Genomic DNA, 16,081 nt, shown 5'->3' with positions numbered 1-16,081 from the left:
TATTCATTATCACTCATTCCATCAAAAGCCGAATTGCGGATACTATAATCTGGATATTTGTATTAGCATTCACTTTATCCTGCCTTATACCCTTAATTAATCTGGTTGCCATTTCCTTCAGTGACAACGCGGCGGCTTCCGCAAATATGGTAAGTATTTTCCCGGTTAATTTTACGTTAAGCTCCTATGAGAAGTTGTTGTCGGACTCCCAGTTCTGGCGCTCCTTTATGATCTCGGTGGAACGGGTTGTCCTTGGTCTGATAGTCAATATGATGCTGATGATTCTTGCTGCTTATCCGTTATCCAAAAGCTCAAAGCAATTCCGGGCACAGAAGGTGTATATGAATATTGTGATTTTCGCCATGCTGTTTTCCGGTGGTCTCATTCCAACCTTTATGGTTGTCAAACAGCTTCATCTTCTGGATTCCATCTGGGCTTTGATTCTGCCGGGAGCTGTGCCGATCGCCAATGTCATTTTGCTGATGAATGCGTTCCGCGCCGTACCGAAATCTCTGGAAGAGGCCGCAACCATTGACGGGGCTTCGCAGTGGAGAATTCTCTCAACAATATATGTGCCTGTGGTGCTGCCTACAATTGCCACTGTAACGCTGTTTACGATTGTCGGACATTGGAATGACTACTTCAGTGCTTTGGTGTATATCAACAAAACATCAAATTACCCTTTGCAGACTTATATCCAGCAGCTAAGCGTAGACGTTCAGAATATAACTGATCCACAAAAGCTCATAGAGTACTCCAAGATTTCGAACCGGACGCTGAATGCTGCCAAAATCGTGATCTCCACCTTGCCACTGCTCCTGATTTATCCTTTTATGCAAAAATACTTTGTTACAGGAATCGTGGTGGGTTCTGTTAAAGAGTAATGTATAAATTTTTACTGCGGGAGGTAAGCAACAGTGAAATTATCAACAAATCATGCCGGGCAAACATCCGATATTCTGGATGAAATGAAAATATTCGTTTCTCGCGAAGAGAATCGCGGAATTTCCTTTACTAATAAAGAGGCCGCTTATTATTATACTCAATCCCATCTCAACAACCATGTGGAGCATGCTTATTTTGAGGGATTGAACATCTCAAAAAGCAGAATTTTTGGCGGCTACACTTTAATTGCAGATCAACGGAAACTGGATAATCAAGAAGCTGAAGTCTGTGTGTCCCCCTATAAAATGGTACGTAGACATGGGAATCTGACCGAAGAACTATGGATGTTTGACTACAAAAATGTGCTGGAGATCCGTCTCTCCGGTGCTCAAAAAACCATTGGGATTGAATTGTTGGGAGAACAGCTGAACCCGCTGAGCCCACGGGAAGGCATCGCTTTTTTCAATTCAATAGAAGGCGGATGGGTTATTGCTGTAGGCGCAGCAAGCAGCCAGCCGGTGGAAGTTAAAAACCATATCGTTTATTCCGGCGCCAGCGCCGGAGGCTTTTATATAGCCGTGGGCAAAACGGCTGCCGAAGCGGCAGATATGATTCATGATACGAGACGGGATGTCATCCCTATGAAGCTCGAACGAATACAGCGTATGGAGGATTTTTTGCAGAAGAATGTGTATATCGCCAGCACCAGTGACTCGCTCGCCTTGTCTTTGAATTGGTTAAATCTAACGATGGACCAACTGGTGACCAGACAGCAAGGCGACGGGATCTATGCCGGCCTCCCCTGGTTTAATGAATATTGGGGAAGAGACCAATTTATTGCGCTTCCGGGAGCCGTATTGGTAACCGGGCAATTTGAAACTGCTAAGAATATACTGCTATCCTTTGCGAAATTTCAGAACACCGATGCAACTTCCAAATACTTCGGCAGGGTGCCCAATATTCTTGCTCTAAAAAACGTAGACTACCATACAACCGACGGGACACCGCGGTTTATTATCCAATTGCAGGATTACGTTAAATATTCGGGTGACTCGGCAATCATCACAGAGCTTTATCCGGCGGTACAAAACAGTATAGAAGGCTCCATTAAGCATTGGGTAGACGATAAAGGCTACCTTATGCACGATGATAACGAAACCTGGATGGATGCCCGGGATGCGAATCTGAAGTCCTACTCTCCTAGAGACACCCGGGCCAATGATATTCAAGCGCTTTGGTACGACCAGCTGCAAGCTGGGATATACTTTGCCGAGTACATGGACGACAGCGGCAGCGCGAAGAAATGGAGCAATATCGCGGGCAAACTCAAAAGAAATTTTGCAGAGGATTTTAGGGATCAGGCACATCCCTATCTCGCTGACCGGCTGAACTCGGAGGATGAGCCGGAGTTCTCACTGCGGCCCAACCAATTGTTTGCCTTGGACATGATTGAAGATGATTCTTTCAAATGTGAAGTGATTCGTACAGCATGGGAGGAACTCGTGTATCCATGGGGAGTTGCTTCATTGAATCAAAAGCATCCGTTTTTCCATCCATTTCACTTAACCCGCCTGTACCATAAAGATGAAGCTTACCACAATGGTACGGTTTGGCTCTGGTTAAACGGTATAGCCATGCAGCGTATGATCGAGGCCGGGCAGAAAGAGACTGCTTATCAACTTTTCAAGAATATGAACTGGCAAGCGCTGAACCTGGGAGTAGTCGGGGGACTGAGCGAGAATATGGATGCTTATCCGCAGGAAGGCCAGAGCTCAGCCAAACTTACGGGAGCCTACCTGCAAGCCTGGTCCAATGCCGAGCAGCTGCGTGTGTGGTATCAGTATTTTCTGGGGTTCCGGCCGGATATGATTAATCAGAGGCTTACGCTTGCGCCCCGGATTCCCGGGGAGATCGGGGATTTACAATCCCGCGTTAAGATTGGAAGCGGGACCATTGACATGAGCTATACAGCTACAGGTGCAACAGAACAAACGTATCTTTACGGATTTACAGGAATCGGGCTCACGGTAGTTATTGATATATCTCCTTTTAAGCTCCTGCAAATTGAAGTGGCAAATGATTGCGAACTGAAAATGACCCGGACAGAGCTCGATTTGAAGGTTATCCTTACCGATAAAACAGGCACAACTATCAATGAGATTACAGCATCCCCATTACCACTGCGTGTAGAACAGCAATTGAATGTGAATCAAGTGTTTAAGAATGTTAAGTTTGCAGAGCCAGTGGATCTGAAGAATCACCCTGTTATGAAGCGCTAAGAATTCGATGTGGAAATCATAAGCTGCTGCTCCTGTACATAGAATGAACTGTTGAAGATCTATGACGGGAGGATTACAGGTATGCCGGATCTATACGGGCAAGTGCTGCCAGTACGTATTCTCGAAGAAATTGCATTCTGGAAAAAACAGGAGCAGGAGCATACGGTAGTCATTAAGGCGGTTATCCCACAGCTTGAAGAGCGGTATGTGAAGTTGCTAGACGAATGGGCTTTTGTCTTCGGGGCTACCGAGCAGGCAGCCCGCCAGTTGCTTGAGGCTTCTCAGGGCTGCAGTCCGGCAGAGCTGGCCGCCGGAACAGAGCAGCTTCTCCAGGTGGCCTGCTCCCAGTCCCGCGAGTTCATCCGGCAGCTGTATGCCCTGATGGAGGGAAGCGCCGCTGTAAAAGCCCAGCCGTTGGCTGGAACCGTGCTGCTGCACATCATCCGGGAGTCAGAGTATGTCTTGGGCGTTTTGAGTGCCCTGACATTACACGGAAATGTTCCCCTCTGGATGCGGGAGGACACAGCGCCGCAATCGGAAGCAGCAGATGAGCATAAGTCCAGAGACAGCCAGACTGGGCCTAGCCCGCTGGTTCCCTTGATTCTTCAGTCCTCCGGAAATCGGGAACAGGGCACGGTTCCGATCGGAGGCCATACCCTGCCGCCTCTTCCCTATGCCTATAATGCGTTGGAGCCGTATATCGACGAAAAGACCATGAGAATCCATCATGACAAGCACCACCAAAGTTACGTAGACGGACTGAACAAGGCGGAGAAGAAGCTGGCCGAAGCCCGGAAAACCAAAGATTTTGACCTGGTAAAGCATTGGGAGCGGGAGCTTGCCTTTAACGGGGCCGGCCATTATCTGCATACCATCTTCTGGAACGTCATGTCACCGCAAGGGGGAGGCCGTCCGACAGGCGCACTGCTGGATGCCATAGAGCACAGTTTCGGCAGCTACGAGGCCTTCAAGGAACAGTTCACGGAGGCGGCCAACAAAGTGGAAGGCGGGGGCTGGGCGATTTTGGTCTGGAGTCCGCGGAGCCACAGACTGGAAATCCTGACAGCGGAGAAGCACCAGAATCTCTCCCAATGGGATGTCGTTCCTCTACTGACCCTGGATGTGTGGGAACACGCGTATTACCTCAAGCATCAGAATAACCGCGCGGATTACATCAAGGACTGGTGGAAGGTTGTAAATTGGCCATATGTCTCTGAAAGGTTTACCGCCGCCCGCAAGCTTGTCTGGCAACCTTATTAACAAAGGACGGCACCGTTACTCGTCCAGACGCAAAAAGAGCCCTTCCGTCACTTGGCAGTGATGGAAGGGCTCTTAATCTTATGAAGCAACGGGGCATGCCCCAGTATTCTATTCCTTGATCAAAGCCAAAAACTCCGCCCGGGCGGCAGCGTCCTCACGGAAGGTCCCCCGCGTTGACATGGTTACCGTCTTGCTGCCGGGCTTTTTCACCCCGCGGGCGCACATGCAAAGATGCTCCCCTTCCACAACGACCATCACCCCATGCGGATTCAGAACCTCTGTCATGATATCGGCAATCTGCGCCGTAATACGTTCTTGCACCTGAAGGCGCCGGCTTACGGCCTCCACAAGACGGGCCAGCTTGCTGAGCCCTGCAATCCGTCCGCTCGGAACATACCCGATATGCACCTTCCCGAAGAACGGGGCCATATGATGTTCGCACTGGCTATAGTAGACGATATCCTTTACGATCACCAGTTCCTCATGAGACTCATCGAAGGTCACACCGAGCGCCTCACGGGGATCAATCGAATAACCGCCGAAAATCTCCTCATACATCCGTGTAACTCTGGCCGGTGTTTCCAGCAGCCCTTCGCGGCCTGTGTCTTCACCAATCAGCTCCAGTATTTTCTCTACGTGGTACTCGATTTGCTCACGGTTCGCAGCAACCTTGCCATTCATGTAATCTTTGACGCCCCCCATGAAGCCTCCCCCTTCCGTACCCGTATCTAATTCCACTTTATCCGGGACAGGTTACTTGCCTTTACGGCCTTGTCTTTTGCCCGCCGCTGGTGCACGTCCCGGCTGATTATTGTTCTTCATCATCTGCTGGGCACGCTGCATCTGCTTTCCGTTCAAGTTATACCCCATCTGTTTGGCAACCTTCTGCAGCATTTCAGGATCATTCTGCATCGTTGTCATTTGTCTGCGCAGATAATATACCCCGATAAAGAATCCGCCGATCAGACCTACGACAAGCGTAATAATAGGCAATGCAATGTTCATCCAAAGTCCACCTCTTACTCTATTGTCTGCAATGCCGCTCTAGGCACGCGAATCTATCATAGCATTTCAACAACTGGACAGCAATTGGAAAATACAATGCAACAGGTCACTGCAAATACTAAAACTACATTAAAAGAGGTAGGCCCCCATTCCGTCCGCCATGCCGTGCTCCGCCTCCAGCTTCAGCAGCCGGCTTTTGATCCCCAGGCCTCCCGCATAACCGACAAGAGCACCACCCGAACCGATGATCCTGTGGCACGGCACTATTACCGGCACAGGGTTGCGGTTATTGGCTCCGCCCACAGCCCGGACCGCCTGCGGATTGCCGATCAGGGACGCAATATCCTTATATGAGGCCGATCCCGCGTATGGCACAGTACACAGTGCTTCCCATACCTGACGCTGGAACACAGTACCACGCATATCCAGCGGGAGTGAGAAACCTCTCAGCTCACCGGCAAAATAGGCTTCGAGCTGCTGAACAGCCTCCGATAATCTGGATGAATCCTGATGCAGCTTGACCTGGCCCATTTGCCCTTTGATCCATTGGCCGATACTTGAAGCGGTATCCCCAAACGTACCGAACTTTATAAGACACAGCCCCGCCTCTGTTGCGCAGAGGGTAAGCGGGCCAACTGGAGAATCCATTTCCTCATAAAATACAGACTTCTCCATGCTGGCCGTGTCTGCCATTGTCTCAGTCATGTTCCTGAACCTCCTCCTGCAGCAGGAGCTTGTCCCGCGAGCGCTCAAGCATTTCCCGGACCGTAGTGTCCTCTTCCTCCCGCAGCGCCAGCTTCACTGCCGTAAGCGCTTCTTGGCCTCCGATACGTCCGAGCGCCCAGGCAGCACTCCCGCGCATCTCCGGGCGGGTTTCCTTCAGCAGAATCTCAGTCAGCTTCGGCACAGCCGCAGTCTCCTTGAAGTTCCCGAGCGCGATCACCGCATTGCGCTGAATCGGCTTCTTGCCACGCCAGGCTGCTGAGCTGCTTCCGAACTGTTCCTTGAACTCACGGTTGCTGAGTTCGAGAATTGGCATCAGCAGCGGCTTGACGATCTCGGGATCAGGCAGAAGCTCGGGACGGTGATCCCAATTCTTCGCCCGGTTCTTCGGACATACGATCTGGCAGGTATCGCAGCCGTACAGCCGGTTGCCGATCTTGGTCATGTATTCATCACTTAGAAAGCCCTTCGTCTGCGTCAAATACGAAATACAGGCCTGGGCATTCAATTGCCCGGGACCCACCAGGGCCCCTGTAGGACAAGCGTCGATACACTTTGTGCAATCTCCGCACCCCTCCTCTACCTGCTTATCCGGCGGAAAAGGGATATTCGTCACCATCTCACCGAGATATATCCATGAGCCCCATTGGGGGGAGATGATACTGCAGTTTTTACCGCTGAATCCGATGCCCGCCCGCTCAGCGACGGCCCGATCAACCAGCACTCCGGTATCCACCATGCTCTCTAGCTCTGCTCCCGGCACACGCTCCCGGATGAAGCCCTCCAGCTTGGTGAGTGCCTCCCGGAGGACATGATGATAATCCCGCCCCCAGGAGGCACGGGCCAGAATACCACGCCGTGCACCCGGCTCTGACTTGGGCGGATTTTCCATTTTGGAGGGATAAGCTACAGCTATGGCGATAATGGACATCGGCTGCCCCCCGGACTGCAGGGCCGGGATGGTCCGCTTATCAAGATCCGGCTCCTCGAACCCCGAATCATACCCGTTGTCCCGATGCTCCTGGAGCATATTTTTCAAATATAAAAACGGCTCCGCAGTCGCAAACCCGATATCATCAATACCGAGTTCCGAAGCAGCAGCCTTAATTTCAGCTTTGAGACCTTCCCATTTCGAAGGCGGTGGGGCATAGGATGTCTGAATGTTATTGTTCATTACCGCCTTCTCCTTCACTTATAATGCACTTGCCTTGCCAAAGGGCCACCAGATAAACGCAGCCTTGCCGACCAGAAGGTTCTGTGAAACGGCACCAAAATACCGGCTATCCTTGCTCGCCCCCGCATGCCGGTTATCCCCCATCACAAAATAGGTTCCCTTATCAAGGGTAAGCTGGGCAAAATCCGGGTCTTGTATTTCCGTATCCACATAGGGCTCAGCCTTAAGCTTGCCGTTCACATACAGCTTATGGTTCCGCACTTCTACCTTGTCACCCGGTATCCCGATGACCCGTTTCACCAGGTATTCCTTACGGTCTGGTCCGGTGCTTGGGTCATGAAGAACAATCACATCTCCACGCCCTGGACTGGCAAAGACTAGTGAGATCTTGTTAATAATCAATTTCTCGCCCTCCAGCAGCGTTGGCTGCATGGATTGGCCGATAACCGTTGAGACGTTGAACACAAATATATTGAGCAGTGACATCAATGTGAAAATAACTGCGGCAGTTATGAGCCAATTCCGCAAATCGCGGACCCAGCCCCGTCCCGGTGCAGAGCCAGGCTTCCCGTGGGTAACGGACCGGTATCTCTGCCGGCGGCTCCGCATGAAATCTTCTTTAAGCTCCTGGTTCATAGGCCACCTTCTTGCTTCTCATTGGTCATTCAAGTCCATAACAATAGAAAAGCATATCTCCCGGCCATTTGCAATGGACTGTGGGAAGATATGCTTCAGTATAATAAATCAGACTATGCAAGCACGTACTCAATCCTAAAATAAGCATGTTATCCTATTCATGATCATTGAAGACGTAACCACTGCTATAGTTCTCTACTCTAGAAAATGTTTCCGCTTACGCAGCACCGGAATTAAAGTTCCTTATCCGACAATGCTGAGCTTCCGTACTGATTTGAAGATTTGATCCTCGCCATAACCCATGGCTTCGTACAGCGGCAGGGCAAATGAATTATGCTCATCAACCGCTACAAAAATACCACTGACCTTGCGGGCCTGAAACTTGTGTTCCATTGCCGATACAAGACCTCTGCCAATTCCTTTGCGGCGGTAGTCGGGATGAACGGCAATGCGGAAATAGCAGCCGTGATTCTTCTCGATCGTACCAATCAGCGCACCAACAATCTCTCCTTCATCCTCAGCAACAACAATGAGATCGGAATCCCATGAAAGCTGCCTGGAGAAAGGCTCGATAGTGCTCTCGAAACATTCTTCCGATAATGCGGTCTGCAGCAGTTCAGTCACAGGGGTAACGTCGCTTAATTGAAAGGAACGAACGTGCATTCTTTAAATCTCCCTTTTCTATGGCTTAGAATTTAACAAAAAGAAGGAGTTCCCGTAACAGCGTGGAGAGGAAAAAAAGAAAAGCAAAAAATTGCCTTTCGAAGAAGTCGCGTAATCTGTCTTAAGTAGAAGCATTTCATGCGACTAAAGAAGTATTAACCTAATGTTAAACAGTTTATAGCTTCTTTAAACTTCAAAAAACGAGAAATACCTGCTTTTAAGTCTATTAAAGCATACTTTTCTGGCGATATCATCATTTTTCTTTTGAAAGCGCTTGATATAAAGCGTTTACATAGGATAATGTTACAGAAATTCGTTAAATAGGACGTTAAAGCCATGTAAACGTATACCGGGGGTGGCCCCTTTCGATTTTAACACAGCGTTAACACATGTGGTTAGATTTTCATAGTCTGAACTTTACAAACATTAATGTTTGTTTAATGTTGCATTATTGTTCCAGATACGGTTTAATAATAGTATCTTATCAGGTACATAACCTATAAGGTTCATCGGAAATAAGGGGTTTTGACGTCAAGACCGCCAAAATTCTTTATCTATACAAATTCTAATAACACTCAGGAGGGATTTTTCCATGGCATTTCAATTACCGGCACTTCCTTATCCGAACAACGCTCTCGAACCGCACATCGACGCTTTGACGATGGAGATTCACCATGACAGGCACCATAACACATACGTGACGAATCTGAACGCTGCTCTGGAAAAGGCACCCGAACTGCAAGACAAGAGCATTGAGGAACTCCTTACTGACCTGAACGCAGTACCTGAAGCGATCCGCACGGCAGTCCGCAATAACGGCGGCGGACACGCCAACCACACTCTGTTCTGGGAAGTTATCGGACCGAATGGCGGCGGCGCACCAACCGGCGCACTGGCCGCAGCCATCGACAGCGAACTGGGCGGCTTCGATAAATTCAAGGAAGATTTCGCTACTGCAGCAACTACCCGTTTCGGCAGCGGCTGGGCTTGGCTCGTTGTTAAGGACGGCAAACTGGCTGTAACAAGCACACCTAACCAGGACAACCCGATCAGTGAAGGCGCAACCCCTATCCTCGGCCTTGACGTTTGGGAACATGCCTACTACCTGAACTACCAAAATAAACGTCCTGATTACATCAAAGCTTTCTGGAATGTAGTCAACTGGGAAGAAGTCGGCAAACGCTACGACAGCGCAAAATAAGTAAAAGCGGCCCCGGTGCCGCTTAGTGCAGTGCAATGGTGCTGCACCTGAATATATGAAAACGGGTACCCTCCTAGATGGCGGGTACCCGTTTTTTTGGCTGTATCTCATGTAATATGCGACATTCAACCGTTCACCTGATTGGAATCTTGCTCATCGAAATAGTGATTCAGCAGCTTCAAGAAAACATTGGGAAAGGCGTAATTGGCCATATCCTCACGGTTAATCCATCGTACCGCCCCGCCATCTTCAGGACTTCCGGTGCCGTCTGCGAATGGCTCTACTGAAACGCTGTCCGCGGCGTCAGGCAGACCGGCGTCCCCGGCACCCGGGGACAGCACGGCAGCATACGCCGTCCGGCCTTCCGCCGCCAGCAGCAGCGCGCGGACGTCCTCTTCCCTGCAGCGGTATACCTGCAGGGTCCACACAATATGGCTGAATGTATGCTCCGCAGCCATCCAGTGCTCAGCAGGCCGGGCGGGAATCCCGGCCTGCCTCAGGGACCGGCGCAGCCGGTCCAGCGCCGCGGCCTCCGGCAGCAGCGCACCTGCTGCGCCGCCCTCTGCAGGCGGCGCAGGCCAATGCGGCAGCTCCCACATGCGGGCTAAAAGCCCGCTGGATGGCCGCTGCCGGATGAGCACCTGGCCCGCGTGCTCGCCGCGGCCCTCCACCAGGGCCGCCAGCCGCTCCTCGGGGCGCGGCGGCTTGGCCTTGGTCTTGACGGGCAGCGATGTCTCGCAGCCCGCCAGCCGCGCAGCGCAGTGCTCCATCACCGGGCACGGAAGGCAGCGCGGTGATTTCGGCGTGCATACAAGCGCGCCAAGCTCCATCAGCGCCTGGTTGAAAGGCGAGGCCTCGCCTTCAGGAATCAGCTCTGCCGCCAGGCGCTCCATGGCAACGCGGGTAGGTCCCTTGGCGATATCATCTTCAATGAGGAAATACCGGGACAATACCCGCATCACATTGCCGTCCACCGCCGGCTCCGGCCGGTTAAAGGCAATACTGAGGATAGCTCCTGCTGTGTAAGGGCCTACGCCTTTGAGGCCGAATACGGCGTCGCGGTCATCCGGAACCTGCCCGCCATACTGCTCTTTCACCTGCCTTGCGGCATGCTGCAGATTCCGGGCACGCGAATAGTAGCCGAGTCCCTCCCAGCACTTCAGCACTTCTTCTTCAGGGGCATCGGCCAGCGACTCCACCGTAGGAAAACGCTCAATAAAGCGGTTGAAATATGGAATCACCGTATCCACTCGGGTCTGCTGCAGCATAATCTCCGAAATCCAGATATAATAAGGATTGCGGTGGCGCCGCCACGGCAAATCCCGTTTTTGACCCTGATACCATTCCAGCAGGAACCGGCTGAAGAATAACTGGGCTTCCTGCTGTGCTTTACCTTGTTGTTCATGTGTTGTCATGGTTATTCTCCTTGCCGTTCATTTATTTGACCCTTTTTATTGGGCCGGCAACCGCTCCACCACAACGAATGTTGAGGCCAAATCGCGGCTGTGCGTAATGGTGAGATGGATGGCATACTCCTGTTCCGGCAGCAGCAGCCGGGCCCAGGCCTCAGCCGAGAGCGAGACCACCGGCTTGCCCTGGTCATCCGGCAGAATTTCAATATCCTGGAAGCCCACGGTATGCCCGATTCCGCATCCGAGCGCCTTAACTACCGCTTCCTTGGCCGAGAATCGTCCGGCTATGAACTCCGCTGCCTTCCTGCCCCTTCTTTTGGCCAGTACCAGCTCCTGCCCGGTAAGAATCCGGCGGATAAACCGGTGGCCTAAATTACCATCTGCTATACTTACAATCCGCCCGATTTCCAGCACATCATGTCCGATTCCGTATATCAAAACTTCACGCCCCTCGTGCTCCCGCAGTCATGGACTGCCTCATATTGCCTTCTATCCTTAACCGCGTGCTAATGGTATGATCTTCCTACAGAAAGACTATAATCTCATACTGGACAGAAGTCTTTCAACCTTTGTATGGAGTAGTATAAATTATAGTCTTGGTTCTAGCTTTCTGCTATCTTAAAAGAAAAAGCCGCTGAAGTCTATTTTCGCAAGGAAAGGGAGATGCCCTATGCCCCGTAATTTCGAATTACCCGCAGGTGAGGATGCTGTCCTGCGTTGTTCCCATTTCCCGTCCCGAGGCAAAGCTAGAAGTCTGGTTGTCATTGCCCATGGCTACAAGGGCTTCAAGGATTGGGGAATGTTCCCTTATACTGCAGAGGCGCTTAGTGATGAGCATGAAGTCGTCACCTTCAACTTCTCGCATGCCGGAATTGGCGAGGATCTACAGAACTTCACCGAGCTGGAGAAGTTCGCCCGCAACACGGGTCAACGTGAGATCAGAGATTTGGAAATTCTGCTCTCCTACCTCAGCCAGCATCACAAATTTGGAGGTCTGCCCGTATTTCTGCTCGGTCACAGCCTGGGAGGCGGGATATGTCTGCTCTACGCGCTCGATCATCCCGAGGCAATTACCGGCGTGATCTCCTGGAACGGTGTCACTAGTATCGATTTGCTCACAGAAGACCAGAAGCGGGAGATGAGAGCAAAGGGCCGGACCTATGTGCTCAATGGACGTACAGGTCAGCAAATGCCTCTGGATGCTATAATTCTAGAAGACTTAGAGCAGCAAGCCGAACGCTACAACATCCTGGAGCGGATGAAGCAGGCCAGCTTCCCGGTCGTCCTGATCCAGGGAAGCGAGGATGGGGAGCGGCTGCGCCGCGGTTCAGAACAATTGACCCTTTTACGGCCGGATATTGAATGGTCACAGATTCCCGGAGGCAATCATACCTTTGGCACCGTTCACCCTTTTGCCGGGACTACTCCCGGGCTGGAGCAGGCGATCGATGCTTCCAAGACGTTCATTGGGCGTATTCTGGCGAAGTAGCTAATCACATGAAGAACCGCCGGAGCGACTGCGATTGGAAGCAGCCGCCCAGCGGTTTTCGATATAACCCCTTTTTCAGATCCCCGGAATCACATTACGCTTATGCGCGGTTCTCCGGTAATAGCTTTCAAGCTTCCTGGCGGCTTCGGAACTGACCGTTTTGCCTTCCAGGTAATCGCTGTTCTCCTCATAGGTGATGCCCAGCTCCGTCTCATCCGTCTGTCCCGGCCATAGGCCTGCTGTCGGTGCTTTGGTAACGATGTCGGCAGGTACACCCAGGAATGCAGCCAGCTGGCGCACCTGACGCTTGTTCAGCGAAGACAGCGGCGTAATGTCCACGGCACCATCGCCCCATTTGGTATAGAAGCCGGTTATGGCTTCGGAGGCATGGTCTGTTCCTACTACCAGCAGATTGTTCTCAAAGGCCAGCGCATATTGCATCACCATGCGTGTTCTGGCCTTCACATTGCCTTTGCCCTGATGGGTGATGTGACGGTGCTGCCCAAGCGATTTCAGGCTGTGTTCTACCTCAAGTGCAATCTCATTGACCGTTTCCTCGATATTGGTCTCCACCTTATGCGTCAATGCAAAGGCCTCTGCTACCGCATAACTGTGCGCGATATCCTCCTGTTCGCCGTAAGGCTGGAACACGCCAAGTGTGATATATTCCTTGCCTTCTCCGGCTGAGAGCTCATCTGTTGCCCTTTTGCACAGACCTGCAGCTACCGCACTGTCTACCCCGCCGCTAATCGCGATTAACAGCCCTTTTGCCCCTGCTTCCAGTATATACGCTTTCAAAAAATCCACCCGTTTCCGGACTTCCGCCTCCACATCAATAGATGGCTTAACGCCGAGGGCGGCAATAATCTCTTCTTGCATACTCAAGTACGTACACCCCGATTCACAGCATAGCTGCGGTTATTCTTGCGTATTATTTCCAAAAAAGTCCCGCAGACAACCGGACTTCCGGCAGCCTGCGAGACCGAGTAATGCTGGCATTATTTTATTGACACAAGCGGTTGAATACATCCCTCAGCTCAGCAGCAATTTCAGCAGCCGAACGGTCTTCAACACCATGACGTTCGATGAAGTGAACAAGCTCCCCATCCTTCATCAGCGCAATGGAAGGCGAAGAAGGCGGATATGGTGCAAAATATTCACGCGCTTTGGCTGTTGCTTCTTTCTCTTGGCCGGCGAATACGGTGAACAGGTGATCCGGCAGGATCTCGTTCTGCAGCGCCTGAGCCACACCCGGACGACATTGACCGGCGGCACAGCCGCAGACCGAATTAACAACAACTAGTGAGGTACCTTTGGAGGCAGGAAGAGCTGCTTCCACCTCTTCCGGAGTCAAAAGCTCCTGAAACCCGATGCTTGTCAGATCATCGCGCATGGGCTGGATGGAATCCTTCATATATTGATTAAATGACATGGACATTCAATGCACTCTCCTTTATCCTTAAACTATTTGTCAAAACCGCGTTGTAGCAGGATTCACTAACTTTATTATACATACATACTCTGTGAAAGCAAGCAGAACCGGCCTCACAGTTCTTGGCCGGGAGGGATATCGCTGGAGGGAAAATAAGAGGTTTCCTTTGCGGCGGCAGCTTCCTGGCTGACCTCCTGCCCGTAAGGAAAAGAAATGATAAAAGCCGTGCCTTTGCCTTCTTGGGAATCCACTGTAATACTGCCATGATGCCGCTCGGCAATGCTTAGGCAAAGCGGAAGACCGAGGCCGGTCCCCTGACCTTTTGTTGTGTAAAAAGGCACAAATAACTTCTCCAGCTGACTCTGTGGAATTCCGCTTCCCGTATCCTGTATGACCAGTTCCACCTTGTCCTCATGGATGCGCGTCTCCAGATACAGAACCCCCTTAGGCTCCATCGCTTCCATTCCATTGCGGGCCAGATTAAGGATAAGCTGCTTGATTTCCCTGGAGTTGAGTTGAAGCAGCGGGAGGGACGGACATAATCTCAGCTCCACGCTTTGACCACGGAGATTGGCATCAGCCCAGAGGAGCGGGGATAGTTCTTCTATAATATGATGCAGCTGAACAGTCTCCTTGTTCGATATCCGGCTCTGGGCAAGGGAGAGAAAGTCATTGATAATGCTGTTGGCCCGGTCCAGCTCTTCCATAATAATCTGATAATACGAGTCCATCTCTCCATGGCTTTTTTCCCGCATGAGCTGCAGAAATCCGCGCACCACCGCCATCGGATTGCGGATTTCATGGGTAATTCCCGCCGCCATCTGCCCAACCAGGGTTAGCCGCTCCACATGATCCAGTTCGCTGCGGAATTTCTCTTCCTCGGTCAGGTCCTGGACAATCACAACCCTTCCTCCGGATATGCCCCCCATTCCTAGCTGCAGAGGTGCAGAGAATACATCATAAGTCCTGGAATCATAGTGAAGTTTCTCGTTGTACCGTTGTTTGTGCAATACGTTATCCGCCATACGCTTTAGGATCGGGCTATCCGGCTCTTTGCAGAGAAGCCGCTCTACCCTCCGGCCTAGAATGGCCTCTTTTGTAATCAGGGGATTATGCTGGCGGAAAAGGTTCAGCATACATTCATTCAGTTCGGTTACACAGCCCATATCATCCAGAGACATAATACTGACCGGCACGACATCGGTAATCTGCTGCAGCTTCTCCGATTCCCTTTCCAGCTTCTCAGAGATTCCTTTCATCTGTTTCTGGATCTCCATCCGGTCCCAGGCGGTTTCGATAAAGTAAATAAAGCTGCCGCCCAGGACCACCGAGACAACAAGGTAGAGCACGGCCACACCCACTTCTTGGGATGGGGAATCATACAGGCTGTGCCCATGCATTTTGGGTGCAAGGACAATAAACAGCATGCTCGGAAACAGTACACCCCAGAGGACGGCAATTTTGCTTAGTGTCCCGCCGTTCTTGAACGGTTTCGCCATACCGAACAGCAGCGGATACAGCAGCACCCCTGTGTTCAGCACCAGATTGCTGATACCGGAAGGCTCCGAGAATAATATAGTGCATAGTACAAAAAATATGACCAAGCTCACCCCCGAACGGAATCCAGCGTATAGAACGCCGATGTAAGCCGGTATAATAGCTAAATTCAGATAGATCACACCAAACAGCGTTGTGGACAGAATCATGCAGAATACAATGCTTAGTGCACAACTGATAATCAAAAAGGATTGGTCATCCGGGAATTTCCCGTTCCTTCGAACCATCTGGCTCTGATCAAGCCACCACTGGAACAAGAACAGAAAGGAGCAGGCAGATGTTATTTGCAATAAAATATCCTTTACCTCGTAAATAATTGCAATCACTCCCCAAATTGGACAAATCACCCTATTCCATTTGATTAA

14 protein-coding genes and 1 pseudogene are annotated in these 16,081 nt (G+C 51.1%); 5 read left to right on the top strand and 10 right to left on the bottom strand.

Annotated elements, in window-relative coordinates; genetic code table 11:
• The first annotated feature begins 8 nt into the window (after positions 1-8).
• The 3 genes from A3848_RS21200 to A3848_RS21190 all read left to right on the top strand — a co-directional run bounded on the left by A3848_RS21200 (position 9) and on the right by A3848_RS21190 (position 4,424).
• Positions 9-884, top strand: coding sequence for a carbohydrate ABC transporter permease (locus tag A3848_RS21200; protein WP_167374661.1), 876 nt, complete (start codon positions 9-11; stop codon positions 882-884).
• 33 nt (positions 885-917) lie between these two features.
• A complete protein-coding gene (locus A3848_RS21195) occupies positions 918-3,164 on the top strand; it encodes an amylo-alpha-1,6-glucosidase (protein WP_074086828.1) in 2,247 nt (748 codons plus the stop codon).
• Between the two features lie 81 nt (positions 3,165-3,245).
• The gene (locus A3848_RS21190) at positions 3,246-4,424 is read left to right on the top strand and encodes a Fe-Mn family superoxide dismutase (RefSeq protein WP_074086827.1); all 1,179 of its coding nucleotides are present in this window, start codon (positions 3,246-3,248) and stop codon (positions 4,422-4,424) included.
• A gap of 108 nt (positions 4,425-4,532) precedes the next feature.
• Here A3848_RS21190 and folE read toward each other — a convergent pair whose 3' ends face one another.
• The 5 genes and pseudogenes from folE to A3848_RS21160 form a co-directional block, all read right to left on the bottom strand.
• The gene (folE, locus tag A3848_RS21185) at positions 4,533-5,126 is read right to left on the bottom strand and encodes a GTP cyclohydrolase I FolE (RefSeq protein ID WP_074086826.1); all 594 of its coding nucleotides are present in this window, start codon (positions 5,124-5,126) and stop codon (positions 4,533-4,535) included.
• Positions 5,127-5,177: 51 nt separating this feature from the next.
• The gene (locus A3848_RS21180) at positions 5,178-5,429 is read right to left on the bottom strand and encodes a YneF family protein (RefSeq protein WP_074086825.1); all 252 of its coding nucleotides are present in this window, start codon (positions 5,427-5,429) and stop codon (positions 5,178-5,180) included.
• Between the two features lie 129 nt (positions 5,430-5,558).
• Positions 5,559-7,326: pseudogene (gene queG, locus A3848_RS21170) on the bottom strand (tRNA epoxyqueuosine(34) reductase QueG).
• 18 nt (positions 7,327-7,344) lie between these two features.
• Complete coding sequence (gene lepB, locus A3848_RS21165) at positions 7,345-7,962, bottom strand: signal peptidase I (RefSeq protein WP_083612272.1); 618 nt, start codon at positions 7,960-7,962, stop codon at positions 7,345-7,347.
• Between the two features lie 243 nt (positions 7,963-8,205).
• Positions 8,206-8,625: a GNAT family N-acetyltransferase gene (locus tag A3848_RS21160; protein WP_074086822.1), complete on the bottom strand. Its 420-nt coding sequence runs from the start codon at positions 8,623-8,625 to the stop codon at positions 8,206-8,208.
• A gap of 592 nt (positions 8,626-9,217) precedes the next feature.
• Here A3848_RS21160 and A3848_RS21155 point away from each other — a divergent pair.
• Positions 9,218-9,826, top strand: a complete 609-nt coding sequence (locus tag A3848_RS21155) for a superoxide dismutase (protein ID WP_074086821.1) — start codon at positions 9,218-9,220, stop codon at positions 9,824-9,826.
• 125 nt (positions 9,827-9,951) lie between these two features.
• Here the strand turns inward: A3848_RS21155 and mutY are convergent, their stop codons facing one another.
• Together mutY and acpS are read right to left on the bottom strand one after the other, a co-directional pair.
• A complete protein-coding gene (gene mutY / locus A3848_RS21150) occupies positions 9,952-11,241 on the bottom strand; it encodes an A/G-specific adenine glycosylase (RefSeq protein WP_074086820.1) in 1,290 nt (429 codons plus the stop codon).
• Between the two features lie 36 nt (positions 11,242-11,277).
• On the bottom strand, positions 11,278-11,676 hold the full coding sequence (gene acpS / locus A3848_RS21145) for a holo-ACP synthase (RefSeq protein ID WP_074086819.1): 399 nt from the start codon (positions 11,674-11,676) through the stop codon (positions 11,278-11,280).
• Positions 11,677-11,908: 232 nt separating this feature from the next.
• On the opposite strand from acpS, the gene A3848_RS21140 reads away from it, so the two are divergent.
• Positions 11,909-12,727, top strand: a complete 819-nt coding sequence (locus A3848_RS21140) for an alpha/beta hydrolase family protein (RefSeq protein WP_074086818.1) — start codon at positions 11,909-11,911, stop codon at positions 12,725-12,727.
• A 75-nt stretch (positions 12,728-12,802) separates the two neighbouring features.
• Here the strand turns inward: A3848_RS21140 and nadE are convergent, their stop codons facing one another.
• The 3 genes from nadE to A3848_RS21125 form a co-directional block, all read right to left on the bottom strand.
• Positions 12,803-13,612 carry an ammonia-dependent NAD(+) synthetase gene (nadE, locus tag A3848_RS21135; RefSeq protein ID WP_074086817.1) on the bottom strand — a complete coding sequence of 270 codons (810 nt, stop codon included), beginning with the start codon at positions 13,610-13,612 and terminating at the stop codon, positions 12,803-12,805.
• Between the two features lie 118 nt (positions 13,613-13,730).
• A complete protein-coding gene (locus A3848_RS21130) occupies positions 13,731-14,165 on the bottom strand; it encodes a BrxA/BrxB family bacilliredoxin (protein ID WP_074086816.1) in 435 nt (144 codons plus the stop codon).
• Between the two features lie 107 nt (positions 14,166-14,272).
• Entirely contained in the window at positions 14,273-16,006 is a 1,734-nt protein-coding gene (locus A3848_RS21125) for a two-component system sensor histidine kinase NtrB (RefSeq protein ID WP_143192438.1), read from the bottom strand.
• Between the last annotated feature and the right edge of the window lie 75 nt (positions 16,007-16,081).

Source organism: Paenibacillus sp. P32E (assembly GCF_001909085.1).
GTDB lineage: Bacteria > Bacillota > Bacilli > Paenibacillales > Paenibacillaceae > Paenibacillus_AQ > Paenibacillus_AQ helianthi.
This window is presented reverse-complemented; position numbering and strand designations above follow the sequence as displayed.

Coding starts and splice junctions, on each gene's coding strand:
- A3848_RS21190 (WP_074086827.1), top strand. CDS start 3,246: ATGCCGGATCTATACGGGCAAGTGCTGCCAGTACGTATTCTCGAAGAA.
- folE (WP_074086826.1), bottom strand. CDS start 5,126: ATGGGGGGCGTCAAAGATTACATGAATGGCAAGGTTGCTGCGAACCGT.
- A3848_RS21180 (WP_074086825.1), bottom strand. CDS start 5,429: ATGAACATTGCATTGCCTATTATTACGCTTGTCGTAGGTCTGATCGGC.
- lepB (WP_083612272.1), bottom strand. CDS start 7,962: ATGAACCAGGAGCTTAAAGAAGATTTCATGCGGAGCCGCCGGCAGAGA.
- A3848_RS21160 (WP_074086822.1), bottom strand. CDS start 8,625: ATGCACGTTCGTTCCTTTCAATTAAGCGACGTTACCCCTGTGACTGAA.
- A3848_RS21155 (WP_074086821.1), top strand. CDS start 9,218: ATGGCATTTCAATTACCGGCACTTCCTTATCCGAACAACGCTCTCGAA.
- mutY (WP_074086820.1), bottom strand. CDS start 11,241: ATGACAACACATGAACAACAAGGTAAAGCACAGCAGGAAGCCCAGTTA.
- A3848_RS21140 (WP_074086818.1), top strand. CDS start 11,909: ATGCCCCGTAATTTCGAATTACCCGCAGGTGAGGATGCTGTCCTGCGT.
- A3848_RS21130 (WP_074086816.1), bottom strand. CDS start 14,165: ATGTCCATGTCATTTAATCAATATATGAAGGATTCCATCCAGCCCATG.